Source organism: Pontibacter chitinilyticus (assembly GCF_039748935.1).
Classification (GTDB): Bacteria; Bacteroidota; Bacteroidia; order Cytophagales; family Hymenobacteraceae; genus Pontibacter; species Pontibacter chitinilyticus.
This window is the reverse complement of the sequence record NZ_JBDIZJ010000004.1, coordinates 252,082-277,748: the sequence shown is the minus strand read 5'-3', so window position 1 is coordinate 277,748 and position 25,667 is coordinate 252,082. Positions and strand designations below refer to the sequence as shown.

The following is a 25,667-nucleotide window of genomic DNA, read 5'->3' as shown; positions in this document are numbered from 1 at the left end:
GCGGCTTGTGCTCTTTTGTACTGGTTTTAGATAACCAGCAAAGATACAAACTAGCAGGGCACAAAACCCAATCTATTATTAATTCGGCCGGGCTTTCGGAAATGCCTGCAGAATGCCTAATTTTGTTGATGAATGGTTTAACTGTTGAATGGTTAAATTGTTAGGTGCTCGGGCAAAGCCGATTAACGTGTAAACGCAAGTATGAGGCAAAGTATAAGAATTGCAGCTTTATACCTTTGCCTGTCCGCACATTCTTGTGCTTGATGCACACAGCTCCAAATGCCGGCTTTAGCCTGATCCGGCGAGCAACAAGTAACCACTCAACAACTTAACAGTCTAACAAACAACAATTTGATTTCACTTATACTTCTAGGGCTGCTGGGGCTGTGTGTGCTGGTGCAGCTATACTTTGTATTGATTTATTTTCTGCCGCTTACAAAGTATAAAGACCCCGATGCGGGCGTACAGCACCCAGTGTCCATCATTGTGGCGGCAAACGACGAGTTGGAGAACCTGGTTGAACTGCTGCCCCTGCTGCTCGACCAGCTGTATCCTGAATTTGAGGTGGTGCTGGTGAACGACCGCTCTGAAGATGATACCGAATTTTATACCTATGAACTGGAAAAGCAATTTCCAAACTTCCGCGTCGTTACCATCAAGAAAACACCAGATTACCTGAATGCCAAGAAATATGCATTAGCCCTGGGCATACGCGCTGCCAAGTATGAGCACTTGCTCTTTACAGATGCCGATTGCCGCCCCTGCAGCAAAAATTGGATTGCAAAAATGCAGCAGGGCTATACTAACGGCGCAGAGGTTGTATTAGGCTACTCTCCGTATGTACAAATCAAAGGATTTTTAAATGAACTGATCCGATATGAAACCTTGCTGACCGGAATTCAGTATCTGTCTCATGCAAACAGAGGGCGCGCGTACATGGGGGTAGGGCGAAACTTATCCTACACCAAAGCGTGTTTCTTTAAAAATAAGGGGTTTGCCTCGCATATCAGAACGACCGGCGGCGATGATGATCTTTTTGTCCGGGATGCTGCCAACAATAGTAAAGTTAGTATTGTTATCGATAAAGAGGCGCAGACTGCCAGCATTCCTAAAAAGACGTTTCGGGAATGGCTAACACAGAAAAGAAGGCATTTGTCTGTCGGTAGCAAGTACAAACCAGCCGACAAACGAAGTATAGGAGCCTTTATGGGTTCTAATATCCTTTTTTACTTACTTTCGGGTGTCCTTCTTGTTATACATAGCCATTTAGCTATATTTGGGATGCTTGTTGGCATCCGGTACCTGGCCGTGCTGCCGGTGTATGTGCTGGCCGCAAGAAGGCTCGGGGAAGACGTGTCGGCACCTAAGTTGCCATTGTTGGATGCAGCTTATTTCTTTAATTACCTGTTTCTGGGGGGCTCTATACTACTGTATAAAAAAATCAGATGGAAGTAAACAAACAATTCTCAGCGAAAGCAAAGCACGACTTTAAACTCATTCAGGCCGCCGTGGAGGACAATGACGAAAAAGCGTATGCTGAGCTGATGAGTATCTATAAAAAGCCAGTATACCACGTTGTTTTAAAAATGGTGCGTAATGCTGACGATGCCGAGGACCTGACGATAGAGGCATTTGCCAAAGCGTTCCGCAACCTGCATAAGTTTAACCCCGAATATGCCTTCAGTACCTGGCTGTTCCGCATCGCTACCAACAACTGCATCGACTTTATTCGTAAGAACCGCATCAAAACCATGTCCATTGATTCGGCCATCAAAATTGATAACGGCGATGAGATCACAATCGATTTTAAGGACAAGAACCTGAATCCACAGGAGGAGGCGATTAAGAACCAGAAGATCGAGATCATGCAGTACGTAGTGGCCAAGTTGCCGGACAAATACCAGCGCCTGGTAACGCTTCGCTACTTTAATGAGCTGAGCTACGAAGAAATTGCCACAGAACTGAACGCGCCGCTTGGCACGGTAAAAGCCCAGCTGCACCGCGCCCGCGAGTTGCTCTATGACATGGTAAAAAACAAGAAGCACCTCATTTAGAGAGAAACTGCTGCCCGCCTGCGGAAGCAGCAGTTTCAAGAAAGACAAAAAGCTTTTGAATTAAGGTTAATAGATTGATTACGTTTAAAACCCCTGTTGCCCCGTGTAGCAGGGGTTTTTATATGGGCGCCATGTAAGCTTAATTTCATACTTTTGCAGCCTTGAGTTTGAGTTTATACTTGTCCTTACCTGAGCGCGTACTTGTTTATACTTGTTAATTAGAAAAAATGCCGCATTCTACCGCCATTCGTATGTTACTTTCCGGCTACTTTCCGGAGCTGTCTGAAGATCAATTACAGAAGTTTGAACAGATGGCCGTGTTGTACCAGGAGTGGAACCAGAAGATCAATGTGATCTCGCGGAAGGACATGGAGCAGATTGGTGTGCATCATATACTGCACTCGTTGGGTATTGCCAAAGTTGTAACGTTTCCGGCGCACACATCGGTGCTGGATGTGGGTACTGGTGGCGGCTTGCCCGGCCTGCCACTGGCGGTGCTGTTCCCGGAGGTAAAGTTTCACCTGGTGGACTCGATTGGCAAGAAGATTCATGTGGTAGAGGAAATAGCCCGTGCCCTACACCTGCACAATGTAACAGCCAGCCATGTGCGGGCCGAACAGGTGCGCGAAAAGTATGATTTTGTGGTGAGCCGCGCCGTTACCCGCCTCGCTAACTTCTGGCCCTGGGTAATGAACAGCTTCAAGAAAAGCGGTTTGCCTGCCGAAGGCCTCTACTACCTGAAAGGCGGCGACCTGCAGGACGAAATTGCCGAATCCGGCCTGATTACGCAGGTATATGACCTGGGCGATTACTTTAACGAAGAGTTTTTTGAGACGAAAAAAGTGGTGTATGTGCCGCTGAAGTAGCAGAGCCGTTGTTTTAGCTGGCCGGCAGTCCTGTAGGACCAACTCCAACTACCTGTTGCCTTTAAAACGGTGCCGAAATTACTGCGGTACAGGCCTGCTTTATACTAGGCAGCGCCTTTCCGAATCAAAATAGAAAAGCTGCTAAAGCACTAGCATGAGCCGCAACCGGGCAGCTTATACTTCCTCCAGCAAAAATTCTAACGCCCGGGTTTCGGAGTAGTAGCGGTCGTTTCGCAGGCCTGCGGCAAAACCGACATGGCCACCAGCAGCGGGCATTTCCAAATAAAGGCATGGGTTCTGTTCCGCTTCCTGAATGGGATAACACTGCTCCGACAGAAAGGGATCGTTCAGGGCGTTTACCAGCAGCGTAGGCACCTGTATGCTTTTCAGGAACTGGCGGGAGCTGACACGGGCATAGTAATCTTCGGCATCTTTAAAGCCATGAAGCGGGGCCGTATACTTGTCGTCGAACTCCGGAAACGACCAGAGCACGCTGTAATCCGTTAGGTCCAAGTCATCGGGATACATCTGCCGCTTTTGCTCTAATTTCTCCCCTAAAGTTCTCAAAAACCGTTGTGTATAAATCCGGGAGATCTTCTGGGCCGAGGACTTCAGATCAACAGGTACCGAAAAGACAGCCGCGCGCTTTACCTGAGGCGGCACCAGTGCGGGCGATTCGCCCAGGTACTTAAGCGTGATGTTACCGCCGGCGCTAAACCCCGTCAGGTATACTGTTTTATAGCCGCCCACTTGCAGCGCATGCCGCAGTACAAAGTCCAGGTCGTCGGAGGCGCCGAGGTGGTAGGAGCGGAGCAGTTTGTTGGGCTCGCCGCTGCAGCTGCGGTAGTTCCAGGCTAGAGCATCGATGCCCTGATCGTTGAAAGCCTTTACCATGCCGGTAATATAAGGCCGCCCGGTATCGCCCTCCAATCCATGCGAAAGGATGATCAGCGCTTCAGAGCCAACTCTGGACCAATCGATGTCTAAGAAGTCCTGGTCGGGCGTCACCAAGCGCTCCCGCTCATAATGTACGCCCTCTACCTGCCGGAACAGGGCAGGAATGATCGTTTGCAGATGGCCGTTAAACAGATAAAACGGGGCTCTATAAGGAGATGGTACAACAGGCATTGTAGTAATACGGGTATAAGCTATCTGTGCCTTTTTACGAATAAATTGCAAAATTAATCTATTCTGAAGGACTTATATATCATTGTCGCGCTTTATGCGTAAAGTAAAGGATTACCAATAAAAAAATACAACTATGAAAACTGTAACAAGATTCAAAACTATAGGAATAGCATTGACTTTAGGCCTGTTTACTGTAGCCTGTAACCAGGAAGCGCGGCAGGATACGAACGAAGCAATTGACGACGCGCAAGTGGAGACGACTGATGCTGTGGCAGATGCCGATGCGAACACCAATTTAGAGGACTTCTCGAATTGGGTACACACCAACACCGAAAAAGCGGAAACTGCTACGGCCGATGAATGGCGGGACATAGATGCCGAGTACAACCGCCGGGAAGCTGAACTGGATGTGAACAGCGATACCTGGGATGAAAAGACCAAACAGGAGTGGCAGGAGCTGAAAGATGACTGGAAAGAAACAAAAGCCAAAGCCGACAAGCGCCTGGATGTAGATGTGGACGTAGATACCAACAACCAATAGATATCTAAATTTATATATAAAAGGGCCGCTGCAAATTTTGCAGCGGCCCTTTTATGTTTGCAGGAAAGTGTAGTGAGGTATCAGGCACGAGTCCTCTGCAACCTTACTACTGCTGCGGCACCTGTTGGTACCATACTTCACTCTGGCCGTTCTGGCGTTTGGTATAGGCTACCAGCAGCACTTTGCCAGCCGTTGCTATAACCGGGAAGGAGGCATTGGACGTATCGGGTGTGAGGTAGTCTCTGCCTGTAAAGTTGCCGCTGGCATCCAGCCACTGTAGCCCCACGCGGTTGCCCTGCTGCGTGCCTTCATCCCATACCAGTGCCAGGTTACCGTTCTCTAAATTCATGAGCTGCGGGTGTTTGGCGGAGGGCACACTGCTCACCGACTGACGGGCCGTAAACGATTTGCCTTCCGGCTGCGTGCAGTAGTATACGCCGCTTCCGCCGCCCATAGTAAACCAGGCATAGTGCATTCCGTTCTGGTTGGCTGCCATCGCCGGGCCGGTGTGCGGGCAGCCGTCAATTACCCAATTGTCAGGGCTGATGCGCTCGGGTGCGGAAAAGGTGCTGCCGTTATCGTCCGATACCTGGTGCATCATATCGCGGATGCTGTCCTGAAGGATACCGCGGTACGCAACGTGCAATCTGCGTTGGCCATCTACATACAAGGCGGTGCGGCAGCACTGGCAAGTATGGCGGGCAATTACTTTTTCCCTGGCGAAGCCGTTACGACCATTCGTACTGGCATAGTAGAGCGAGGAGCCTTCGCTGTCCATCTGCATACCCTTCATACTTGTACCCTCATTCATTTGCATATGCTTCTGTGCTTTATCGGCATTCTCTTTGCGGGAGTCAAGCCAGACTGCGGCTACTTCGCCGTTAGGCAGCAGCGTCACATCAAAGTAGCGTTCATCGATGCTGCGAATAGTGTTCTCGGAGAGCTGTTTCGGTGCTGTCCAGCTGTCGCCGCCATCAAACGACTGCGTGTAATATACCAGCCCGGCATAGCTGTTCTCATCGCTTGGGTTGCTCACGGCAAACAGCGCCAACATATCACCATTCGGTTTATAGATGATCTTCGACAGGTTCTCATCGTGCGGGTAAACGCCTTTGGAGGTCGGAATAGCTTTGGGTGCTTCAAACGTGCTGCCACCGTTGTGCGAGGTGGCAAAGTAGAGCAGGTGGTGTCCGGTAGTATCGGTAGCCTGCACCCAGCAGAGCACCGGGTTACCTGTCGCGTCTTTGGTCAGGTAAGGGCAGGAGCTTTTCATGCCGGCCGCCGAGAGCCTTACCGCCGCAGGAGCCTGCTGTGCTTTCGTCTTTGCCTTGGGCTGACAGCCTGTGACAACAAGTATAAAGCTGCAAAAAAGTATGGAAAATGATCTGGTCATATAGAAATAATTAATAAAGAAGCTCTGGTGAGATATGTTGCTGCTATCGCTGCCGCCCGGCAAAGTTATAGCCGATGCCTGCGGTGGCGGTGCGGGGATTCCCCTGCCGGTAGCTTTTGCCGTAGCTGTACTTATCTACCGTGGTGGCATAGAGTTGATTTGTCAGGTTGGTGGTGTTAAGCCATACTTCAACGCCCCGCCAGCTATACCCTGCACGGGCATTCAGCAGGTCGTAACCGCCATATTTCTCCGTATTGGCGGCATCCATGTAGTATGCGCCCAGGTGCTGCCACTCCAGGCTCAGGCGCATGCCTTTCGCAAAAGCCGGCTTAAAGGTTACCTCCGCGTTGCTGATAAAACGGGGAGCGGTCGCCATCTGGTTGTGCGCATAATCGGTGCCTTGCTCCACATAATTGGTAAACCAGTGGCGGGCATTGGTGCCGCTGAAGCGAAGGGCTATACTTTCGGAGGGAGCATACTTCAAAGTATATTCTATGCCCCGGTGCCGTGTGCTGCCAGCATTCTGTTCCTGGTATGTCCCGTCGTCCTGCCGCACCGAAATGATCTCGTCTGTGCCGTTCAGTTGATACACGCTCACATCCACATAGCCCCGGCTCTGGTCGAAAGAGACCCAGCCGCCCGCCTCATAGTTGGTATAGTGCGATGGCTGTAAAGTAGGCACCTTTACCCCACGATACAATTCGGAGATCTGCGGTGGCGCAAACCCTACACTATAATTAACATAAGTGCCCGTATTCCGGCCAAAGTCATAGGTCAGCCCCAGCTTGGGCGAGATGCTTTTGAAACCATTCTGCTCATCGGGCGCACCGGTAAAGGCACTTGGAGCCAGCTTATTATCGAAAGTATAATCCAGGCGGTCGTAGCGGAATGCAGCCACAGCTTTCAGGTTGGGCAAAGGGGTAAGCTCCGCTTGCGCATAGGCGGCAGTGTTTAGCAACTGCACGGTATAAGCCGTCAGCAACGAATCGGAGCGGGTATAGCTGGTGTACACGCCGGCGTCGTTCCGGTTAATAGCAATGAAGTTCGCCTGGTACGTTGCCGGGCTGTAATCCATACTTATACCACCTATCAGCTGCGCGTTCAGAAAAGGAAAAGTTTTCCGGTGCTGCGCGATCAAACCATAACTATGAAACCCGTCAGCATTTATTTCGCCTTTGGCAGCGAGCGGGTTTGTTTTGCTGTTGGCAATGGCATAAAACGGGTTCTGGCTGATGGTGTTAGCCCGGAAAAAGAGTGTAGCCTGCGTGCTGTTGGCGTTGTTCCAGGTGTGCACGAGCGTACTCCGCAGGCGCAGCGCCTGTACTTTGCGGTACGTAAACGTCTGCAGGCTGCCGTATGCTTTGCGATAAAAATGCGTGCTGTCGAGGCCGCCGGTCTGGTCGGTGTTGTAATCTATGAGGGTGGCAGAGGTAACCAGCTTGCTTTGGGGACTGAACACATAATCTGCCCGTAATGTCAGGGCCAGCTTGTCAAAATCGCTGTGGGCGATCAGGCCGTTCCGTTGTGCGGCGTAGTAGCCTCCTGCATAGATGCCCAGCTTGCCATAGGTATTGGAGGCGCTGAAATCGGTACGACGGTAGCCACCGCTGCCTGCTTCGGCCGCCAGGTGAGCCGTAAATACTTGCGCAGGTGCCTGCGTGATAAAGTTGATCGCGCCGCCAATCGCCTCACTGCCGTAAAGCGAAGAGGCGGGGCCACGAACCACTTCAATCGTTTTCAGGGCTGCCATATTGATTTCGATCAGCGCGTTGTGGTTAAAGTCGCCGGTGGTTCGGATCGGGATGCCATCTTCCAGGTATAAAAAAAGGCTGCTGTAGCCGATGGGCAGCCGGATGGCCATGGTATGCTGCTCGTTGCCCAGGTCCACCATGTACACGCCGCTCACCTTGTTCAGCAGCTGGTCCAGCGTCACGGCTTTAGTATCAAGTATCGTCTGTTTGGAGATGACGCTGATGGCGACCGGCGCCTCGGCACGCGCCTGCTGCTCCCGGTTGGCCGACACAATCACTTGGTTGAGCTGGCTGGGAGCGGGCTGCAGCTGGATGAGCGTAGGCGCCTCCGATACTAGCAACCGGCGCGAAGTATAGCCGATGTAGGACACCAGCAGCGTGTCGGCAGCGGCGGCGGAAGGAAGTATAAAGCTGCCGCCGGGACCGGTAATGGTGCCGGTTTTAGTATGCAGCAGCCGCAGCGTCACGCCCTGCAACGCCTCTTTGGTGGTGGCGTCCAGCACTTTGCCCGTCAGGGTTTTTTGCGCGTGCGCCAGTTGGCTGATGCCCGTCACGAGCAGCAGCAAAAGTATAAATCGTTTCATGAACGTTCTTTTTGAAAATCTTTACCTTTCCTGAAAAGGATTCGATAAAGCTTTGTTCTGCACAAAACCTTCGTCAGTTAATGTATGGAGAAACAGGAGGATGTCGCAGTTTACGCCGAGGCAAAGTGCGTCGCCTCAGGGGCAGCCGCATCAGGCGTAGACCTTTCTCAACCTGTCCACCGCAGGCGTGGCATTCCTACCGGTGATGGGCACATTTAAAAAGCGCTACGGCAGGCACAGGCGCAAAGGCACAGTTGTCCCAAACAGAAAAACTTAAGCCATTAGCAATAGCAGCCTCACAAAGATTTATACCTGCGGCGGGTGCAGGATCTGGGAAGTATAGGCATTGTAAGCGCCGGCAGTGTAGGTGCCGTAACCGGCCGCAGTAGTCTGCGGGTACACAGTGGCCACAAAAGCAAGCGCGGCACCCAGGTACTCAAACGAAATGGATTTGACTTTGAAGCCGGTTTGACCTTTGGACTCCGGGTTGGCCTTTTTTAGATTTTCCTGCAGGAAGCACTGGCCGTTGCAGAGCATTACTGGCTTATCGCGGTTTATACAGAGTTTTTCGGCGATGTAGCTTTTGTTGAGCTCGTAGCCAAGCCGCACCAAGGGCATAGCTAGCACGTTCGCCAGCACAAGGGCGGTGAGCAGCAGGGACCATATAGTGTGGCGCAGTGGCATTGGGGCAAAGGTAAGGCGCGTGCAGTAACAAAGCTATGATGTTCGTCACTGTTTTGGCGCTGCCCAGCAGAAGCGGCGCTGTTTGCAACCGGAAGCGAAAGTTTGTACCTTTAGCCTGTATACTTGGACCAGGTGGCTGCGGCTGAAACGAAAGCTGAATCGCCTGAAGCTGTTTGTTTTAGCTTTGCAAGATGCAGCTGCTTATTTTATCCGAAACATACTTTGGAAATTAAATGTAAAGCCTATATCTTTGCAAACTCATTCAGAAACAGAATCAAAAGATTTATAATTATTATAGAATAACATGGCTAACCATAAGTCGGCATTAAAGAGAATCAGAGCGAATAACGCTAAACGTCTTCGTAACAAGTATCAGGCGAAAACGACTCGTACGTTTATCAAAAAGTTGAAGAACACTACTGACCAGGCCGAGGCGCAAGAACTTTACAAGACGGTTTCTTCTATGCTTGACCGTCTGGCTAAGAAAAACATCATCCACAAAAACAAAGCAGCTCACAACAAGTCTAAGCTTGCTAAATTTGTGAACGGCCTGGCCGTAGCCGCTTAATTTTTGCTGGAATAGCCTTAAAAAGCCTTGTACATGCCGTACAAGGCTTTTTGTATTTGTAATACGTCAGCCTTTATACTTGCCCAAGTATAAAGGCTGACGTATTTTATACTTGCAGGGCAAAGCTGCCGAGGAGTAACTGCTAAGTGCCGCGGCAGCAAAACAAAAAGCCTGAGGCGGAACACCTCAGGCTTTCAAGTAAAGTATAACGACTCTGATTAAGCGATGCTCAGCTTGATCATGTTGGTACGCTTTTGCTCGTTCATAGGCATGCTGGCCGTGTTGATGAACACATCGCCTGTGCTGATGTGGCCGGCCTGCAGCAATGTTTCTTTGATGTCGGTGATAGTCGCATCCGTCGACTCAAACTTATCATAGTAAAACCCGCGGGTGCCCCACACCAGGTTCAGCGTGGTTAAAAGCCGCTCATTTTCAGTAAAGATAAAGATGTCGGACTTGGGGCGATGCTTGGCCAGTTGGAAGGCAGTATAACCAGACTTGGTCATACCGATCACCGCGCGCGCATTGGTGTCGCGGGCCAGGTAGCAGGCATTGGCTACCAGGCTGTCGTTGATGAAGGTTTTGGAATGCGGGTTCAGCACAAACGACTTGTTGAAGATATCGGCATTGGCCTCCACATTTTTGATGGTAAGGTTCATGCTGCGGATCGTCTCGATCGGGTAAGCTCCTACTGCAGTTTCGGCGCTCAGCATTAGCGTGTCGGCTCCGTCAATTACGGCGTTGGCAATGTCGTTGGTCTCGGCGCGGGTTGGGCGCGGGTTCACGATCATGCTCTCCATCATCTGGGTAGCGATAATGACCGGCTTGGCAGCCTTGTTGCTTTTCTCTACCAGCATCTTCTGCATCATGGGCACCAGTTCCATGCCTACTTCCACACCCAGGTCGCCGCGGGCTACCATGATGGCATCTGTCGCCTGAATGATCTCGTCGATATTGGTGATCGCTTCGGGCTTTTCGATTTTGGCGATCACGCGCGTATCCTTGCCACGCGCTTTAATGATGTTCTTGATCTCGTTGATATCTTCTACGCGGCGTACAAAAGATAGTGCCACCCACTCCACATCATTGTCAAGGCCAAAGTGCAGGTCCTCGATATCTTTCTCCGTCATTGAAGGGGCTGATACGCTGGAGTCGGGCAGGTTGATGCCTTTGCGGGGCTTCACAATGCCACCGTAAACCACCTCCGCTTCCACGGTCATATCCTTGTCAGTAGAAAGTACTTTCAACTCCAGTTTACCATCGTCGAGCAAAATCATATCACCGGGGTTCACGTCCCTGGCCAGGCCCTCATAGATGGTAGACAGCCTGTCTTTGGTGCTTACAGATCCGTCGCAGACCAGCTGAATGTGCTGACCAGCCTTGATCTCGACTCCGCCGCCCTCTACATCACCCAACCTAATCTTGGGCCCTTGCAGGTCCTGTACCAGGCAGATGCTGGTGCCATGCTGGCGGTTGATCTCGCGCACATACTCGATTACCTGCAGGTGCTCGGAGTGTGCCCCATGCGAAAAATTCAGGCGGAAGGCATCAACACCTTCTTTAACAAGGGCCAGAAGGCGCTCGTACGAATTACTGGCAGGCCCAACAGTGGCCAAAACTTTTGTTTTGTTGAAAGGTATTTCCATCTTTAAAATAGCAGGTTCTCCTTAAACTTTAATGTATGCGGATCAAATTGTTTTACGTATTGCACCAGCGGCGAGCGGAGCAATTTGCTGCCTAACTCCTGCGGGTGTAAGTGCTGCAGGAGTCCTTTTATCTGCAGCACATAATCATACTCCTTCATATCGGGGAGCAGAAAAGGCTTTATTAATGTATGCGTTGCGCGCGCTTTATTCTGAAACAGCCGCGCCATGCCATGCTCGGTGATGTACTCAAAGTTAGAAATAATTAAGCGACCTTTCCCTATCAGGTCATGACACAAGTCCTGTTTTTTTACCAAGTGCAGGCGAAATAGGTTATTCAGCATCCAGGCAAGCTTGTATTCCTTTTCATGCGAAACCAACCCATACACCTCAAAGTCGTAATTGTACTCTATATCCAGTTGCAGTGTTTTCATAGGGTATTTTTCAAAACCCTAAAAGTAACAAGGTCTGGGTGCAAAACAGCAGACAAGGTATAAAACTTTTGCAAATAGACGAATAGAGTAATTTTTTTTGACATTGTCTGCTGAAATATATTTCTTTGCACAGTGTTTTAATAAACTATAAGAAAAATGTCAGAAATCGCAGAAAAAGTAAAAGCTATCATCATCGATAAGCTGGGTGTTGAAGAGTCAGAGGTTACTCCGGAGGCGAGTTTCACCAATGACCTCGGCGCTGATTCACTGGATACCGTTGAGCTTATCATGGAATTCGAAAAAGAATTCAACGTTTCTATTCCGGATGATCAAGCTGAAAACATCTCTACAGTAGGTCAGGCCGTGAGCTACCTGGAAGAGCACGCGAAGTAATATCCCCCTTTATTACAATTACTAAGGATCACATTTCTACTATCTATCCCTCTACTAACAGCTTATGGAGCTTAAGAGAGTCGTAGTTACTGGGCTCGGCGCACTCACGCCAATTGGAAAAAACGTTTCGGAATACTGGAACGGATTAGTCAATGGCGTGAGTGGGGCCGCACCTATAACACGCTTTGATGCGAGTAAATTTAAAACCCAGTTTGCCTGCGAAGTAAAAGGATACGACCCTGAAACTTACTTTGACCGCAAGGAGGCTCGTAAAATGGACCTTTTTACGCAGTTTGCGCTGGTGGCCAGCAACGAAGCCATTGCGGACTCCGGACTGTTGGAAAACGTGAACAAAGACCGCGTTGGAGTTATTTGGGGCTCCGGCATTGGCGGCCTGAAAACGTTTCAGGAAGAATGTATTCAGTATGGCACGGGCGATGGCACCCCCCGCTTTAACCCGTTCTTTATTCCTAAAATGATTGCCGATTCGGCCTCCGGAAATATTTCGATCAGAAATGGCTTCCGCGGACCGAACTTCGTGACCACCTCAGCCTGTGCTTCCTCTTCGGATGCGATTGTGGCTGCCTACAACTATATCCGCCTGGGTATGGCAGAGGTGATTGTTACCGGCGGTTCTGAAGCAGCGATCACAGAAGCTGGTATCGGTGGTTTTAATGCGCTTAAAGCCATGAGCGAGCGCAACGATGATCCACTGACTGCCTCACGCCCCTATGACAAAGACCGCAATGGTTTTGTGCTGGGTGAAGGTGCCGGCGCGCTGGTGCTGGAAGAGTATGAGCATGCCAAAGCCCGCGGTGCCAAAATGTACGCGGAAGTTATTGGCGGCGGCTTATCATCTGACGCTTATCACATTACGGCCCCCGACCCTACGGGCGAAGGCGTGGTGATTGTGATGCAAAATGCGTTGCGCGATGCAGGTATCAAGCCGGAGGAAGTAGATTACATTAATACGCATGGCACCAGCACCCCGCTTGGAGACGGCGCTGAGGTAACTGCTATCCAGAAAGTATTTGGCGAACATGCGTACGACCTCAACATCAGCTCAACCAAAAGTATGACCGGGCACCTGCTCGGCGGCGCAGGCGGTATAGAAGCTGTGGCCGCTATTCTGGCGATCCAGAACAACATGGTGCCACCAACCATCAACCACTTCACCGACGACGAAAACATCGACAACCGCCTGAACTTTACCTTCAACAAGGCCCAGCAGCGCGATGTGAAAGTTGCTTTGAGTAACACCTTCGGATTTGGAGGCCACAACACCTCCGTAGTATTCCGTCAACTGAACGACTAGTGTTTGGGCCTCTTAAACCGGTTCGCCGCTTTTACCACAAAGTATTCAGGAAAGATAAAGAATTAGTGCGCGCCATTACCGGCATGATCGGTAGCACGCCTGATAACATCCGCCTGTATAAACTGGCCCTGACGCATACTTCTTTTGTGCGGCAGACCGATGCCGGAAAGCACGAAACCAACGAGCGGCTGGAGTTTCTGGGAGACGCCATTCTGGGCGCTGTGGTGGCAGAATACCTCTTCAACAAGTTTCCCTACGAAGATGAAGGCTTCCTGACAGAGATACGCTCCCGAATCGTTAACCGCGAGTCGCTGAACCACATTGCCCTGAAAATAGGGCTTAACCTGCTGGTTCGCGTAGACGCGACCAACCACAACATGCGCCACAAATCGGTGAATGGCAATGCGCTGGAAGCATTGGTTGGAGCCGTATACTTAGACAAGGGCTACAACATTACCCGCCGCTTTATACTTGCCAAGCTCGTGAAGCCGCACGTAGACATGCATCAGCTGGTCAACACCACCTCAAACTTTAAGAGTAAACTAATTGAGTGGGCCCAGAGCCAAAACCTGGATATACGCTTTGAAATTGTGAAGCGGAAGCAGCAGGGCAACACCACTGAGTTCACATCCGAAGTATACATCGACGATAAACCTGTTGCCACAGGCACAGGCCTCTCCAAAAAGAAAGCAGACCAGGCTGCCGCCGAGAAAAGCCTGACCTCGCTCAAGATTAGTTAATTGTTTTCATTGCTAAGTGGTGAATTGTTGATCTGTGTTTTCTCAAACGAACCATTTAACCATTCAACAATCCGCCGTTAACTATCAACTTGCCTGTGCCTCCATGCGTTAAATAGCTACATGAAAGAGACCAGACTCATCTTAGCGGGCGCTGCCCTGAACCAGACACCAATTGACTGGGATGGAAACCTGCTCAATATAAAAGATGCCATCACCGAGGCGATCACTAACAATGTTGATATCCTGCTGTTGCCCGAACTCTGCATTACAGGGTATGGCTGCGAAGACCTGTACCTGAGCTCCTGGCTGTCGGAGGAGGCTTTTCAGCAGTTACTGAAAATAAAGGAATGGTGCGACAATATTACGGTAGCAGTAGGCTTACCCGTTATTGTAGATGGCTTTGTTTACAACACGGCCTGTATTATCCGCAACAAGGAGATTCAGGGGTTTACAGCCAAACAGTTTCTGGCAAACGACGGGGTGCACTATGAAACCCGTTGGTTTAAGCCCTGGCCTGCCAACGAAATAGTGGAATTTGAGATGCTGGGCCAGACCTATCGCATCGGCGACATTATTTATGAAGAGCAGGGCATAAAGTATGCTTTTGAGATTTGCGAGGATGCCTGGCGCCCCAACCGACCGGCCGAACGGCACATGCCCAAAGGCGTGCAACTCATCCTGAACCCAAGTGCCAGCCACTTTGCCCTGAGTAAAACAGACGTCCGCTACCGCCTGGTGGTGGATGCCTCTAAAAAGTACCAGTGCGCATACCTGTACGCTAACCTGCTCGGCAACGAGGCCGGCCGAATGATCTACGACGGCGAGGTGCTGATCGCGCAAAATGGCAAGCTGATTCGGCGCAACGACTTGCTTTGTTTTAAAAACGTGGACATGGAGGTAGCGGAAGTATGCTTCTCAGATAATCCTGAGCTTACAGAGGTGATTGAGTACCTGCCACCGATAGACGAAAACAAAGAGCTGATTGCTGCCCTGAGCCTGGGCCTGTTCGACTACATGCGCAAGAGTCGCAGCCGTGGGTTTGTACTGTCGCTGAGTGGTGGCGCAGATTCTTCGCTTTGCGCCGTGGCGGTGGCTGAGATGGTGCGCCGCGGGGTGGAAAGCCTGGGCGTACTGGGCTTTGTGGCTAAAACACAGCTTTTCGGCCTGAAAGATGCCGCCTACTTTGATTCGCTGCACCCGGAGCAGGCGGGGAAAGCGCTGGTGAAGCGGTTGCTTACCTGCGCCTACCAAGGTACGATCAACTCCTCCGACGATACTTATACTTCTGCCAAAGAACTGGCTGATTCCATCGGTGCCGTGTTCTATAACTGGACCATTGATAAAGAGGTAACTGACTATGTGGCCACGATTGAGGATGTGCTGGAGCGGCCGCTGACCTGGGAGGAGGATGACATTACTTTGCAGAACATACAGGCCCGCGTACGCGCCCCCGGCATCTGGATGCTGGCCAACATCAACAATGCGCTGCTGCTGGCTACCTCCAACCGGAGCGAATCTGCTGTGGGCTATGCTACTATGGATGGCGACACCGCCGGCAGTATCTCACCCATCGCGGGCATTGATAAAGCCTTTATCCGGCAGTTCCTGATTTGGGCACAGCTGCAACTAGGCTACGAGGGCCTGCAGTACGTGAATAACCTGCAACCAAGTGCCGAGCTGCGCCCTGCGGAAAAGGCACAGACCGACGAGAAAGACCTAATGCCGTACGACGTGCTGAACCAGATCGAACGGATGGCTTTTTATGACCGGTTGTCTCCCCAGCAGGTATACCAGCACTTGCTGGAGCAGCAGGTAGCAGCGCCAGAGGTATTGCAGGCATGGGTAAGCAAGTTTTATACTTTATGGGCCCGCAACCAATGGAAACGGGACCGGTATGCACCTTCTTTTCACCTTGACGACTATAACCTGGATCCGCGCAGCTGGTTGCGCTTTCCCATCCTGAGTGGCGGCTTCAGAAACGAGCTTGCGGCGCTAGGTAAAAAATAGCTGAACAAAAACTAAAGCTAATGGGCATAGCTGTACTTTTAGCTGTGCCCACTGCTTTTTACCAGTTGCTCCGCATACCATAGCTAGCAGTTTATACTTTATTGTTCTCCGATACCAGAACGATACTAGGCGACGTTTTGTCGGTAGTCTATTTATCGTAACTTTGGGCTGTTAGTATCCCACCTATGAATAGTATTCTGAACTACATTACCTGGAACGTCGATCCTGAGATTTTCCATTTAGGCCCGCTGAGCGTACGCTGGTATGGGCTGTTGTTTGCGCTCGGCTTTGTAATTGGGCAACGCATCCTGACGAAAATCTACGTAGCCGAAGGGCGGACGGAAGGGGATGTAGATGTGATTACTTTATACATGATCATTGGTACGGTGGTGGGTGCCCGCCTCGGCCATACGATGTTCTACGCGCCGGACTATTATCTGAGCCATCCGCTTGAGATCCTGCAGATATGGAAAGGCGGCCTTGCCAGCCACGGCGCCACGATCGGCATCCTGTTTTCGCTCTGGTTGTTCAGCCGCAAGTATAAATTCGACTATGTATGGGTGCTGGACCGCATTGTGATTGTGGTGGCCTTGGGCGGCGCACTGATCCGTTTAGGCAACCTGATGAACTCCGAAATCTTCGGCCATCCGACAGACCTGCCGTGGGGCTTTGTATTTGAGCGTAGCCAAGAATTCTCGCATGTGCCGCGTCACCCGACGCAGTTGTACGAGTCGCTTAGCGTTTTCCTGCTGTTCGTACTGCTCTACTGGCTCTGGACCAAGTATAAAAGTGCGTTGCCACGCGGCCTGTTATTTGGCATTTTCGTGACAACGCTGTTTACCTTCCGTTTTCTAGTGGAGTTCCTGAAAGAAAACCAGGAGGCATTTGAGAACCAACTGGCGCTAAACATGGGGCAAATTCTTAGTATCCCGCTGATCCTGATAGGCGTTGCTATCCTGATTAAAGTATGGCTGAAGCCGACGCCCGCTTTACCGGGAGGGCACCTGAAAGATGATACCCCGGCTCCTAAACAGAAACAACGTACTTAAAAATAAAAGCCCAGCTACCGTTACGGTGGCAGGGCTTTTATTTATGTTCTTTTACCGGAGGCTGTATTGGTATAGGTTGCCTCCTTCGCTGGTAATTACCAGCGTATGCTCATCTTTAAACGTAACGCCTTCTGTCTGCCCGCCGCCATCCAAGTCAATCTCCTGCGGTTCACTTTTGTAGAACGAAGCCGCATCATCCAGGTCACGGAACAAGTATAGCATGCCATCACCCAGCAAGGCCACTTTATCTCCTTCTGGGCTCACCGCAGCACCCGTAATCTTATCTTTTAAGTCGACTGCGCCTATCTTTTTGGCCTCGTAAGTGCCTGCCTGGTCGGGCAACTGGTATACCTGTGCCACGCGCTTTTTGTCTCTGTCTTTAGTGGTGAGGTATAGGTGGCCCTTGTACCAGAAGAGTGCTTCAGCGTCTATTTTGTGTTCCTTTTCAGAGGCAGCACCATAGCTAAAGCGTATCTCCTGCACCTGATTTGGGGCGGCAGGGTTTACTTTGTAGATCACCAACTGATCGCGGTCGTAGTCGTTGTTGCCTGTATCAGAGATGTATGCATTACCCTGCTTATCCATCGTCAGGTCTTCCCAGTCGTGGTTAGATACAGGCAGTTCGATTGTTTTCTCGATCTCTCCTTTTTCATTTATCTGGAAAAGGTACGGCTTGCCACCCGAGTCGTTATGTGTCAGGTAGTGGCCGTGCTGTTGGGGCAGGGCAGCTATGCCAGAGCTTTCCTGTACCTGCCGGGGCAGGGCGGCCAGCTTCACAAAGCGCTCTGCCATAGGAGTGCTGGCGGGAGCTGCTGCCGTTATGTTTTTGCTGTTCCAGGCGGACTTATTGCGTGTAAAGTAAAATAGGAGCGCGACGAGGGGCAGAAAAACAAGTAAGACCTTTAGCACAAGCTTCATAGTATAGGGAATGTAGGGGCGTAAAAGCGGCCTATTGTTTAACGTGAACTCCGGAACAGACGTTCATACTTTATACAACAAAGTAAAAGCCGAAAGTTTTAAATCAGCTAAGATGAAGGTCAACAAGATAAAGGAAACCTGCCTGTATGTGCAGGACCTGGAGAAGACGAAAGCGTTTTACCAGGGCAAACTGGGGCTGGAAGTGATCGGCGAGGTAGCAGGCAGGCATGTGTTTTTCAGGGCAGGGGAATCGGTGCTGCTCTGCTTTATTGCCGCTGCCGCAGCTGCCGGAGGCACACTGCCGCCCCATTATGGCAGCGGTCAGTTGCACTTGGCCTTTGAGGTGGAGCAGGCCGACTACGAAAAGCACAAAGCACAGGTGCAGCACCAGCACATCGCCATAGAGCAGGAGTATGACTGGGGCAGTGGTTTCCTGTCGTTCTACTTCCGCGACCCGGACCAGCACCTGCTGGAAGTGGTAATGGCGGGCATGTGGGAGCGCAAATAACTACGCGTAGGTGGCACAAACAGAGCCGTACACCAGACAATATGAGCTGATCCGGTTTCGCCTAGGTTAGAACCTGCCCAGTTGCCTGTTTATTCGTTGCAGCACATCCGTATCTAGGGTGTGGCCGCCATCAAAAGTATACACCTGCGGCCTGATGCCTAACGCATCGACCAGCTGCCGCTGCCGCTCCAGAATTTCTGGGGTAATAAACTCATCCTGTGTGCCATAAACAGCTGCTACAGCTACTGTTTCAAAGGTGTTCATCCCAAAGCTCAGGTCCAGATCATCCGGGAAAAAGGCAGCCCACAGGATGAGCCTATGTACCGGCAGTTGCGCCGATGCGAGCCAGCGGCAGGCCATTGTACCGCCTTGCGAGAAGCCGAATACCGTAACCCGCACATCGGGTGGCAGCTGCTCGAGTTGCTCCTGTAAAAGCAGGTTGAGGTAAGCAGATTGGTCCTTGATTTCAGAAAGGCGGTCTTCCTTTGTCATCCAGGAGGTGCCCACTCTTCCGGAGAAGCCGTTCAGGTAGAATTTGGAAGGTGCTTCCGGTGCCACGACCAGGGTGCGGCCGTCGTTGAGGGTATTAAACGTGCGCAGAAAAAAGCGGGCGAGCTGGCCATACCCATGGCAGACAATCCACAGATCCTGAATGTTGCTGGAAGGGGTACCAAGGGTATAGTATCGGGCAGTTCGGGGAATTACTAGTTTGTTTTCTCTCATGGATGGTTGCTTTTTAGCACTTATACTTCCATAAAAGAAAGTATAAGTAAAAGCAGCGAACAATGTTGCAACTTTATTTTTTACTAACTAAAATATGGACTAAAGGTTTTCTTTTGTGAACTGGAAAGGAAGCAGGTCAGCAACAGACTTAAAGCGGTAGTATTGGCCATCTGGCGCCTGCAGCAGCACCATTACCGGTGTCTGTTGTTTTTGCTCATATTCGGCCATTACCTGGCGGCAGGCACCACAAGGCATTGCTGGTAGGTAATCGGCATCGTAGCGGCGGCGGGCTGTTACAGCCAGCATCTTAATGGTTTGATTAGGCTTATTAGCGCTTAGGCCAAATAGTGCTGTGCGTTCAGCACATAAGCCGGAAGGATAAGCCGCATTCTCCTGGTTGCTGCCTTTGTACAGGCTGCCGTCTTCCAGCAGCAGGGCCGCACCCACCAGAAAATTAGAGTAAGGTGCGTAGGCATCATTGGCCGCTTGCCGGGCAAGCTCCATTACCTGTTTCTCCTGTGCATTCAGTTCTTCATCAGCCAACACTTCTACCCGGATATTTAATATCAATTCGCTTGCCATTCTTGGTCACGTAAATGAGAAATTTAGAAAAGGGCTTTAAATTTAAGCTTATCTTCTGATAAAACATAGGCAAGATTTGTCTTGGCCCCGTTAATGCTTAAATTAAGGCAAACCTATACTTGAACTATGAAACACATCCTTCTGTTGGGCGCCGGGCGCTCCGCTTCTTCCCTGATCCGGTACCTGTTTGACCATGCTGCAGCCGAAGACTGGCAAATTACCATCGGCGATATTACAGTTGATCATTTGCAGGCAACTGTGGCAGCGCTACCGTTTGCTAAAGCCATCTTCTTTGATGTACACAATGCCGCGCAACGCGCCGCTGAAGTGCAGCAGGCAGACCTCGTGATCTCGCTGTTGCCGGCTGCCTTTCATATAGAAGTAGCCCGCGAGTGCCTGCAGCAGGGCAAGGACCTGATCACAGCTAGCTATGTGACCCCAGCCTTTAGAGAACTGCACCAGGAGGCACAGCGGAAAGGATTAACCATCCTGATGGAGTGCGGCCTTGACCCTGGCATTGACCACATGTCGGCTATGCGGGTGATACAACACATACAGGAAACAGGGGGCAGGCTTACTTCCTTCCGGTCGTATACTGGCGGGCTTGTAGCTCCGGAGTCGGATAACAACCCTTGGCATTATAAGTTTACCTGGAATCCGCGCAATGTGGTGCTGGCCGGGCAGGGCACGGCACAGTATATCAAGAAAGGCGAGTACAAGTATATTCCGTACCACCGGTTGTTCCGCCGCACCGATCACCTCTATGTAGATGGCTACGGCGATTTTGAAGGGTATGCCAACCGTGACTCTCTGAGCTACCGTGAACCTTACGGCCTGCTGGATATCCCGACCATGTTGCGCGGCACGCTGCGCAGGCAAGGCTATTGCGAGGCCTGGGATGTGTTCGTGCAGCTCGGCCTGACAGATGACAGCTATATGTTGAGCGGCTCCGATACCATGACCTACCGCAGCTTTGTTGAAGCTTTTCTGCCACCGCCTACCAGCAAAGAACAGCACCCTGCCGAACGGCTTAGTTTATACCTGGGCATACCACAAGATGGGGAAGTAATGCGGAAACTGGAATGGCTGGAGCTGTTTTCAGTCAAGTCTGTCGGGTTGGCAGGAGCTACACCGGCGCAGGTGCTGGAGAAGATCCTGAAAGAAAAATGGACGCTGGCACCTGGCGACAAAGACATGATCGTGATGCAGCATTTGTTTGAATATGAGCGGGAGGGAAAGCAGTATGGGGTAACTTCTACGCTGGTGGCAACAGGGGAGGATGAGGTGCATACGGCGATGGCTAAAACAGTGGGTCTTCCGGTAGCTATACTTGCCAAGCTGCTGCTACAGGGCAAGATAACGCGGCGCGGTGTGCTGATCCCGATCTACCCGGAACTCTACGGGCCGGTGCTGGACGAGCTCAAAACGTACGGAATCGACTTTGTTGAGAAGGAGCAAATAATACGGGAAACGACCTAGGGAGCAACGTCTATCTTAAATAAAAACTTCTTTTTGCCTTTTCTAGTTGGGACAAGAGAGGAGTGTTATCGTCTGGAACTTATACATATGCAGCACGACACGCAAAAGCAGCAGCTAATAGAGCACTACATCAACGCGTATAATCGCTTTGATGTGGCTGGTATGGTCAAAGATCTCCATCCGGACATTGCTTTTGAGAATATCTCAAACGGCACCACAAATCTGAGGCTACCGGGCATTTCCGCTTTTAAGAAGCAGGCAGAGCAGGCCGCCCGGTACTTTCGGGAAAGAGAGCAGCGGGTAAAAAGCATCTACTTTTCGCATGATGTGGCAGCGCTTGAAATTGATTATACCGGTATAGTGGCCGTTGATATGCCGAACGGAATGAAAGCTGGTGCTACGATTTCACTGCAAGGCAGGTCCATGTTCTACTTTAAGGATGAAAAGATCATCAAAATACAGGATATCAGTTGAGGCCTGAAAGCCTTTTGGTGTGTATTGCTCCCCTGCGCACGTCAGGGGTTAGAATGCCAGATAGTAATCCCGCAGCAAAGCCCCGAACTCCGGCGTATAAGTTACCGCGTCTGCTTCCCGGATATAAAATTGCTTCAGTGCAGGAGCGACAGAAGGCGTGCAGGTATAGGTCTGGATATGCCGGATACATTTGCCCCCATGGCGAGTGTATACTTCCAGCGTCCCGGCTAAGTATAGGCTTCTGTTTGTAGCCAGGGTGGCAAAATGAGCCGCTTCTGCCGGCGGCAACAGCACGTATAGCTTTCCCTGTTGCGCCAGATGCTGTTGTGCGAAAGCGAGGATGTCATCAAAGAGCAGTTCGCCGGTATGTTTGGCCGTATTCTTGGCAGCATCCGCTGATCGGAGTGAATCCTGGAAAAAAGGCGGGTTGCAAAGAATCACTTCATACGGCTGCCCGGCTTTTGCTGCAAATGCCTGCAACGACATGGCGTGCAGGTGCAGGCGTGCCGCCCAGGGGCTGGCGGCAAAATTTTCGCAAGCCTGTTGCTGCGCCGCCGGGTTTATCTCAACGGCCTCTACATTTGCCCTGCTTCGCTGCGCCGCCATCAGGGCAAGCAAGCCGGTTCCGGTGCCAATATCCAGTATGTGCGCTGCTTGCGCCACCTCCACATACGCGCCGAACACACAGGAATCGGTACATACTTTCATGGCGCATAGTTCCTGCTCAACCCGGAACTGCTTGAACTGAAAATAGGTATTAGGCATGCCTTAATTTTGAATAACTGACTTCTGAATAACCGATTTGTTAGAAAAGTTGGCGCGCTGAGAATAAAATGGTATGGAAGAACTTGCTTCCATACCATCATTCAATATTCAGTTATTTAAAATTACTTACTATTAAAGGCACCGGACTCAAACCCTTCATCGATGAGGAGCTTGGGTGAGAGGGCGCTAGCTACAGCCAGTTCGTCGCAGCGTTCGTTTTCGGGGTGGCCGGCATGGCCCTTAATCCATACAAATTTTACCTTGTGCTTGGGGTATATCCGCAGGAAGCGCTGCCACAGATCGGCATTGGCCTTGCCGGTAAAGCCCTTCTTTTGCCAACCGAATACCCAGCCTTTTTCCACTGCATCCACTACATACTTCGAGTCGGAGTAGATGGTAACCGGCATACCGGGCTTGGTAATGGCCTCCAGCCCCACGATGACGGCCAGCAGTTCCATCCGGTTGTTGGTGGTTTTGCGGAAGCCTTCGCTGATCTCTTTCACATGCTGCTTCCAGCGCAGGATCGTACCATAGCCTCCCGGCCCGGGGTTTCCACGTGAAGATCCATCCGTAAATAGCTCTATCATGTTAAATTGTTTGATTGCTGCATAGTTAAATTGTTGTTCAGGTATAATGATGACAACCGTTTAACCATTTATCTCTTACAGGTTTGTTTTAAAAAGTTTGATGGCGATGGCAAGCAGAATGATGCCAAAAACTTTCCGAAGTACGTTGGCGCCGTCTTTGCCCAGTATACGCTCTATCCGGTTAGAGGCTTTCAGCACGAGGTACACAAACACCAGGTTCAGCACAATGCCAATCAGCACATTCGGCAGCGAATAAGCCGCGCGCAACGACAGCAGGGTTGTCATGGTGCCGGCGCCCACGATCAGTGGAAAAGCGAGCGGTACAATGGAGCCGCTTTTTGATTCCGGGTCTGAGTGGAAAAAGTCTTTGCCCAGGATCATCTCCAGCCCGATCAGGAAAATGATAATAGAGCCGGCCAGGGCAAATGACTGAAAATCAATGCCGAAAAGCTTTAGGATAGACTGGCCCAGAAACAGGAAAGCGATCATCAGAACGCCTGAAACGATGGTTGCCTTCTCCGATTCTATTTTGCCTTCGCGTTTCCGCAGGCCAATAATAATGGGAATGGAGCCAATAATATCAATAACAGCAAAAAGGGTAAGGGTAACAGAGGCGATCTCTTTCAGACTAAACATGGATGCGTTAAAGGTTGATGGGTGTGAGAGTTAGAAAGCTTGAGAGTTTTAAAGTTTAGTATGAGAGTTCCGCATGCTTCGCACCTGAAACTTTCATACTTGTTAACCTTCTAAATTCTGAACTTTAACCGCTTGATCAGGCGTAATAATGCAGGAAGAACCGCTTGAGTTCTTCGTACTCTTCATCCTCGATGGCCGGGAAGTTGGCAATGCGGAAGGTAGTGCGCGCCCATTGGCCGTAGCCGTTCCCGAGGCGCATGTTGTGGTGTAAAGCTCTTTTTTTAATGTCGTCTACCAGGCGTTCGCTGGCCTGCAGGGCCAACACTGTTTTAGAACGTACTTCGTCATTCTCCACCAGCAACTTTATATCGGTAAACTGCTCGAAGAAAGTATACAGCTCCTGCGCCCGATCGGTAAGCTTCTCCTCAATGGTTTTGATAAAAGGCCTGTCCTCCAGCACCCGCTTGAGCAAGTAAATGCTGAGCTCATTGGGCGTATGGGTAGTCTGATAATTCAGCATCTTTTCATACATAGGCACCAAGCTGTTATAGTGCCCCCGCTCTGCCAGTTGCTTGGCCCTGAAAATTGCGCGCGGCGAGCACACCATAATGCCTAAGCCGGGCGGCAGGCCGAAGCACTTCTGCACAGACGCAAACCAGATATCGGCTTTGATCATCTTGAGGTTAAGCCCGGCCATAGACGAGGTGGCATCTACAGCGACCAGCGTGTTGCGGAAGCGGTTGAACAGGTTCAGGATACAGGTAGGAGATACCTGTGTACCGTTCGACGTTTCATTTTGTGTGAAGCAGATGAGCTCCGTATCAGCGCTTACCTGCAGCTGCTCCACCGGCATCGGCTCGTTCAAGTCAAAAGCAATACCCTCGGCTTCGGGGCGCAGCTTGCGGGCATACTCATACCACTTTTCGCCAAAAGCGCCATTATAAATGTGGGTGCTCTTCCGCTTTGTCAGGCTCTGGATGATGATTTCCCAGCACTCGGTAGCGGAGGAAGTGAAAAAGATATAGTAATCCTGCGGAATGTTAAGCCGGCGTTTAATAGAGCCTACCACATCGCGCGACAGCTGCACGAACTGCTCTCCCCGGTGCGGCGTGCTCAAAATACCCTCATCAAACGCATCTGTCAGATAGTTGCGCACTTCGGGATATACCTTGGACGGACCGGGATAAAAGTTGAGCATAAGGGAATTTAACTTAATATAGTTAATAAACTATATGATGCTGATAATTAAAGATTGACGTAGTATAAACGGCCGGAGTTATACATTTTTTATACCGAAGCCGATTTGTTTTGGCTTCAGGCGCAGAAAGTACTGCAGGGCAAGGCGATAGCTCTCCAGCCCAAACCCGGCGATGCTGCCGGTACAGTAAGCGGCGAACATGCTTTTGTGCCGGAATGCTTCACGGGCATATATGTTGGAGATATGCACTTCAATCACAGGCGTATCGATCGCCTTGATCGCATCTGAAATGGCAACGGACGTATGGGTATAGGCGCCGCCGTTAAACACGATGCCTTTGTAACTGAAGCCCACCTCATGCAGCTTATCGATCAAAGCACCTTCGGCGTTGGACTGAAAGTATGACAACTCCAGATCGGGGAAGTCCTTTTCCAGTTCTGCATAATAATCTTCGAAAGAGCGGCTGCCATACACCGATTTTTCGCGGGTGCCAAGCAGGTTCAGGTTCGGGCCATTCAGAATGAGTATTTTCATAGGGAAGGGTATGATGCCGGTTGCAAATTTCCAAGCTAACAAAGGTAAGGATTAACTACCTTTGTGCCAGCATAATTCTTGCGGATTGTTTGTTGCCGGACAAAGGACTGAAT

At 50.7% G+C, this 25,667-nt stretch carries 27 protein-coding genes; 13 read left to right on the top strand and 14 right to left on the bottom strand.

Annotated elements, in window-relative coordinates; genetic code table 11:
• The first annotated feature begins 351 nt into the window (after window positions 1-351).
• The 3 genes from ABDW72_RS09355 to rsmG all read left to right on the top strand — a co-directional run bounded on the left by ABDW72_RS09355 (window position 352) and on the right by rsmG (window position 2,920).
• Window positions 352-1,455, top strand: a complete 1,104-nt coding sequence (locus tag ABDW72_RS09355) for a glycosyltransferase (RefSeq protein WP_347158280.1) — start codon at window positions 352-354, stop codon at window positions 1,453-1,455.
• Window positions 1,446-2,054, top strand: coding sequence for an RNA polymerase sigma factor (locus tag ABDW72_RS09350; protein ID WP_112303596.1), 609 nt, complete (start codon window positions 1,446-1,448; stop codon window positions 2,052-2,054). The genes ABDW72_RS09355 and ABDW72_RS09350 overlap by 10 nt, the downstream gene beginning before the upstream one ends.
• A 227-nt stretch (window positions 2,055-2,281) precedes the next feature.
• Entirely contained in the window at window positions 2,282-2,920 is a 639-nt protein-coding gene (gene rsmG, locus ABDW72_RS09345; RefSeq protein ID WP_347158279.1) for a 16S rRNA (guanine(527)-N(7))-methyltransferase RsmG, read from the top strand.
• Window positions 2,921-3,094: 174 nt separating this feature from the next.
• Here rsmG and ABDW72_RS09340 read toward each other — a convergent pair whose 3' ends face one another.
• Complete coding sequence (locus ABDW72_RS09340; protein ID WP_347158278.1) at window positions 3,095-4,048, bottom strand: YheT family hydrolase; 954 nt, start codon at window positions 4,046-4,048, stop codon at window positions 3,095-3,097.
• 133 nt (window positions 4,049-4,181) lie between these two features.
• Between ABDW72_RS09340 and ABDW72_RS09335 the strand changes: the two genes are divergently transcribed.
• A complete protein-coding gene (locus ABDW72_RS09335; protein WP_347158277.1) occupies window positions 4,182-4,589 on the top strand; it encodes a hypothetical protein in 408 nt (135 codons plus the stop codon).
• 106 nt (window positions 4,590-4,695) lie between these two features.
• Here ABDW72_RS09335 and ABDW72_RS09330 read toward each other — a convergent pair whose 3' ends face one another.
• The 3 genes from ABDW72_RS09330 to ABDW72_RS09320 form a co-directional block, all read right to left on the bottom strand.
• Window positions 4,696-5,982, bottom strand: a complete 1,287-nt coding sequence (locus ABDW72_RS09330; RefSeq protein ID WP_347158276.1) for an exo-alpha-sialidase — start codon at window positions 5,980-5,982, stop codon at window positions 4,696-4,698.
• A 43-nt stretch (window positions 5,983-6,025) separates the two neighbouring features.
• Window positions 6,026-8,317 (bottom strand): TonB-dependent receptor domain-containing protein, encoded by a 2,292-nt coding sequence (locus ABDW72_RS09325; protein ID WP_347158275.1) that lies wholly within the window; start codon window positions 8,315-8,317, stop codon window positions 6,026-6,028.
• Between the two features lie 306 nt (window positions 8,318-8,623).
• Window positions 8,624-9,001, bottom strand: a complete 378-nt coding sequence (locus tag ABDW72_RS09320) for a hypothetical protein (protein ID WP_347158274.1) — start codon at window positions 8,999-9,001, stop codon at window positions 8,624-8,626.
• Between the two features lie 304 nt (window positions 9,002-9,305).
• Here ABDW72_RS09320 and rpsT point away from each other — a divergent pair, with 304 nt between their 5' ends.
• Entirely contained in the window at window positions 9,306-9,569 is a 264-nt protein-coding gene (gene rpsT, locus ABDW72_RS09315; protein ID WP_347158273.1) for a 30S ribosomal protein S20, read from the top strand.
• Window positions 9,570-9,787: 218 nt separating this feature from the next.
• Here rpsT and pyk read toward each other — a convergent pair whose 3' ends face one another.
• Window positions 9,788-11,215, bottom strand: coding sequence for a pyruvate kinase (pyk, locus tag ABDW72_RS09310; protein ID WP_347158272.1), 1,428 nt, complete (start codon window positions 11,213-11,215; stop codon window positions 9,788-9,790).
• A 2-nt stretch (window positions 11,216-11,217) separates the two neighbouring features.
• Window positions 11,218-11,646 carry an IPExxxVDY family protein gene (locus tag ABDW72_RS09305; RefSeq protein WP_347158271.1) on the bottom strand — a complete coding sequence of 143 codons (429 nt, stop codon included), beginning with the start codon at window positions 11,644-11,646 and terminating at the stop codon, window positions 11,218-11,220.
• Between the two features lie 156 nt (window positions 11,647-11,802).
• Between ABDW72_RS09305 and ABDW72_RS09300 the strand changes: the two genes are divergently transcribed.
• The 5 genes from ABDW72_RS09300 (at window position 11,803) to lgt (ending at window position 17,150) form a co-directional block, all read left to right on the top strand.
• Window positions 11,803-12,039, top strand: coding sequence for an acyl carrier protein (locus tag ABDW72_RS09300; protein ID WP_025609494.1), 237 nt, complete (start codon window positions 11,803-11,805; stop codon window positions 12,037-12,039).
• A 64-nt stretch (window positions 12,040-12,103) separates the two neighbouring features.
• Window positions 12,104-13,354 (top strand): beta-ketoacyl-ACP synthase II, encoded by a 1,251-nt coding sequence (gene fabF, locus ABDW72_RS09295; RefSeq protein WP_347158270.1) that lies wholly within the window; start codon window positions 12,104-12,106, stop codon window positions 13,352-13,354.
• Window positions 13,354-14,094: a ribonuclease III gene (gene rnc, locus ABDW72_RS09290; protein WP_347158269.1), complete on the top strand. Its 741-nt coding sequence runs from the start codon at window positions 13,354-13,356 to the stop codon at window positions 14,092-14,094. Before fabF ends, rnc begins: the two co-directional genes overlap by 1 nt.
• A 120-nt stretch (window positions 14,095-14,214) precedes the next feature.
• Window positions 14,215-16,101 carry an NAD(+) synthase gene (gene nadE / locus ABDW72_RS09285; protein ID WP_347158268.1) on the top strand — a complete coding sequence of 629 codons (1,887 nt, stop codon included), beginning with the start codon at window positions 14,215-14,217 and terminating at the stop codon, window positions 16,099-16,101.
• 185 nt (window positions 16,102-16,286) lie between these two features.
• A complete protein-coding gene (lgt, locus tag ABDW72_RS09280) occupies window positions 16,287-17,150 on the top strand; it encodes a prolipoprotein diacylglyceryl transferase (protein ID WP_347158267.1) in 864 nt (287 codons plus the stop codon).
• A 51-nt stretch (window positions 17,151-17,201) separates the two neighbouring features.
• On the opposite strand, the gene ABDW72_RS09275 is transcribed toward lgt, so the two are convergent.
• Complete coding sequence (locus ABDW72_RS09275) at window positions 17,202-18,068, bottom strand: hypothetical protein (protein ID WP_347158266.1); 867 nt, start codon at window positions 18,066-18,068, stop codon at window positions 17,202-17,204.
• 112 nt (window positions 18,069-18,180) lie between these two features.
• Here ABDW72_RS09275 and ABDW72_RS09270 point away from each other — a divergent pair, with 112 nt between their 5' ends.
• The gene (locus ABDW72_RS09270; RefSeq protein ID WP_347158265.1) at window positions 18,181-18,576 is read left to right on the top strand and encodes a VOC family protein; all 396 of its coding nucleotides are present in this window, start codon (window positions 18,181-18,183) and stop codon (window positions 18,574-18,576) included.
• A gap of 66 nt (window positions 18,577-18,642) precedes the next feature.
• On the opposite strand, the gene ABDW72_RS09265 is transcribed toward ABDW72_RS09270, so the two are convergent.
• Together ABDW72_RS09265 and cdd are read right to left on the bottom strand one after the other, a co-directional pair.
• Window positions 18,643-19,299 (bottom strand): alpha/beta hydrolase, encoded by a 657-nt coding sequence (locus tag ABDW72_RS09265; protein WP_347158264.1) that lies wholly within the window; start codon window positions 19,297-19,299, stop codon window positions 18,643-18,645.
• A 99-nt stretch (window positions 19,300-19,398) separates the two neighbouring features.
• Entirely contained in the window at window positions 19,399-19,881 is a 483-nt protein-coding gene (cdd, locus tag ABDW72_RS09260; RefSeq protein ID WP_347158263.1) for a cytidine deaminase, read from the bottom strand.
• A gap of 126 nt (window positions 19,882-20,007) precedes the next feature.
• Between cdd and ABDW72_RS09255 the strand changes: the two genes are divergently transcribed.
• Complete coding sequence (locus ABDW72_RS09255) at window positions 20,008-21,360, top strand: saccharopine dehydrogenase family protein (RefSeq protein WP_347158262.1); 1,353 nt, start codon at window positions 20,008-20,010, stop codon at window positions 21,358-21,360.
• Window positions 21,361-21,447: 87 nt separating this feature from the next.
• Entirely contained in the window at window positions 21,448-21,834 is a 387-nt protein-coding gene (locus tag ABDW72_RS09250; RefSeq protein WP_347158261.1) for a nuclear transport factor 2 family protein, read from the top strand.
• A gap of 48 nt (window positions 21,835-21,882) precedes the next feature.
• Here the strand turns inward: ABDW72_RS09250 and ABDW72_RS09245 are convergent, their stop codons facing one another.
• The 5 genes from ABDW72_RS09245 to aroQ form a co-directional block, all read right to left on the bottom strand.
• The gene (locus ABDW72_RS09245; RefSeq protein WP_347158260.1) at window positions 21,883-22,599 is read right to left on the bottom strand and encodes a tRNA1(Val) (adenine(37)-N6)-methyltransferase; all 717 of its coding nucleotides are present in this window, start codon (window positions 22,597-22,599) and stop codon (window positions 21,883-21,885) included.
• 122 nt (window positions 22,600-22,721) lie between these two features.
• The gene (gene rnhA / locus ABDW72_RS09240; RefSeq protein ID WP_347158259.1) at window positions 22,722-23,186 is read right to left on the bottom strand and encodes a ribonuclease HI; all 465 of its coding nucleotides are present in this window, start codon (window positions 23,184-23,186) and stop codon (window positions 22,722-22,724) included.
• Between the two features lie 75 nt (window positions 23,187-23,261).
• On the bottom strand, window positions 23,262-23,822 hold the full coding sequence (locus ABDW72_RS09235) for a MarC family protein (protein WP_347158258.1): 561 nt from the start codon (window positions 23,820-23,822) through the stop codon (window positions 23,262-23,264).
• A 136-nt stretch (window positions 23,823-23,958) separates the two neighbouring features.
• Window positions 23,959-25,020 carry an aminotransferase class V-fold PLP-dependent enzyme gene (locus ABDW72_RS09230; RefSeq protein WP_347158257.1) on the bottom strand — a complete coding sequence of 354 codons (1,062 nt, stop codon included), beginning with the start codon at window positions 25,018-25,020 and terminating at the stop codon, window positions 23,959-23,961.
• Between the two features lie 78 nt (window positions 25,021-25,098).
• Entirely contained in the window at window positions 25,099-25,554 is a 456-nt protein-coding gene (gene aroQ / locus ABDW72_RS09225) for a type II 3-dehydroquinate dehydratase (protein WP_347158256.1), read from the bottom strand.
• Between the last annotated feature and the right edge of the window lie 113 nt (window positions 25,555-25,667).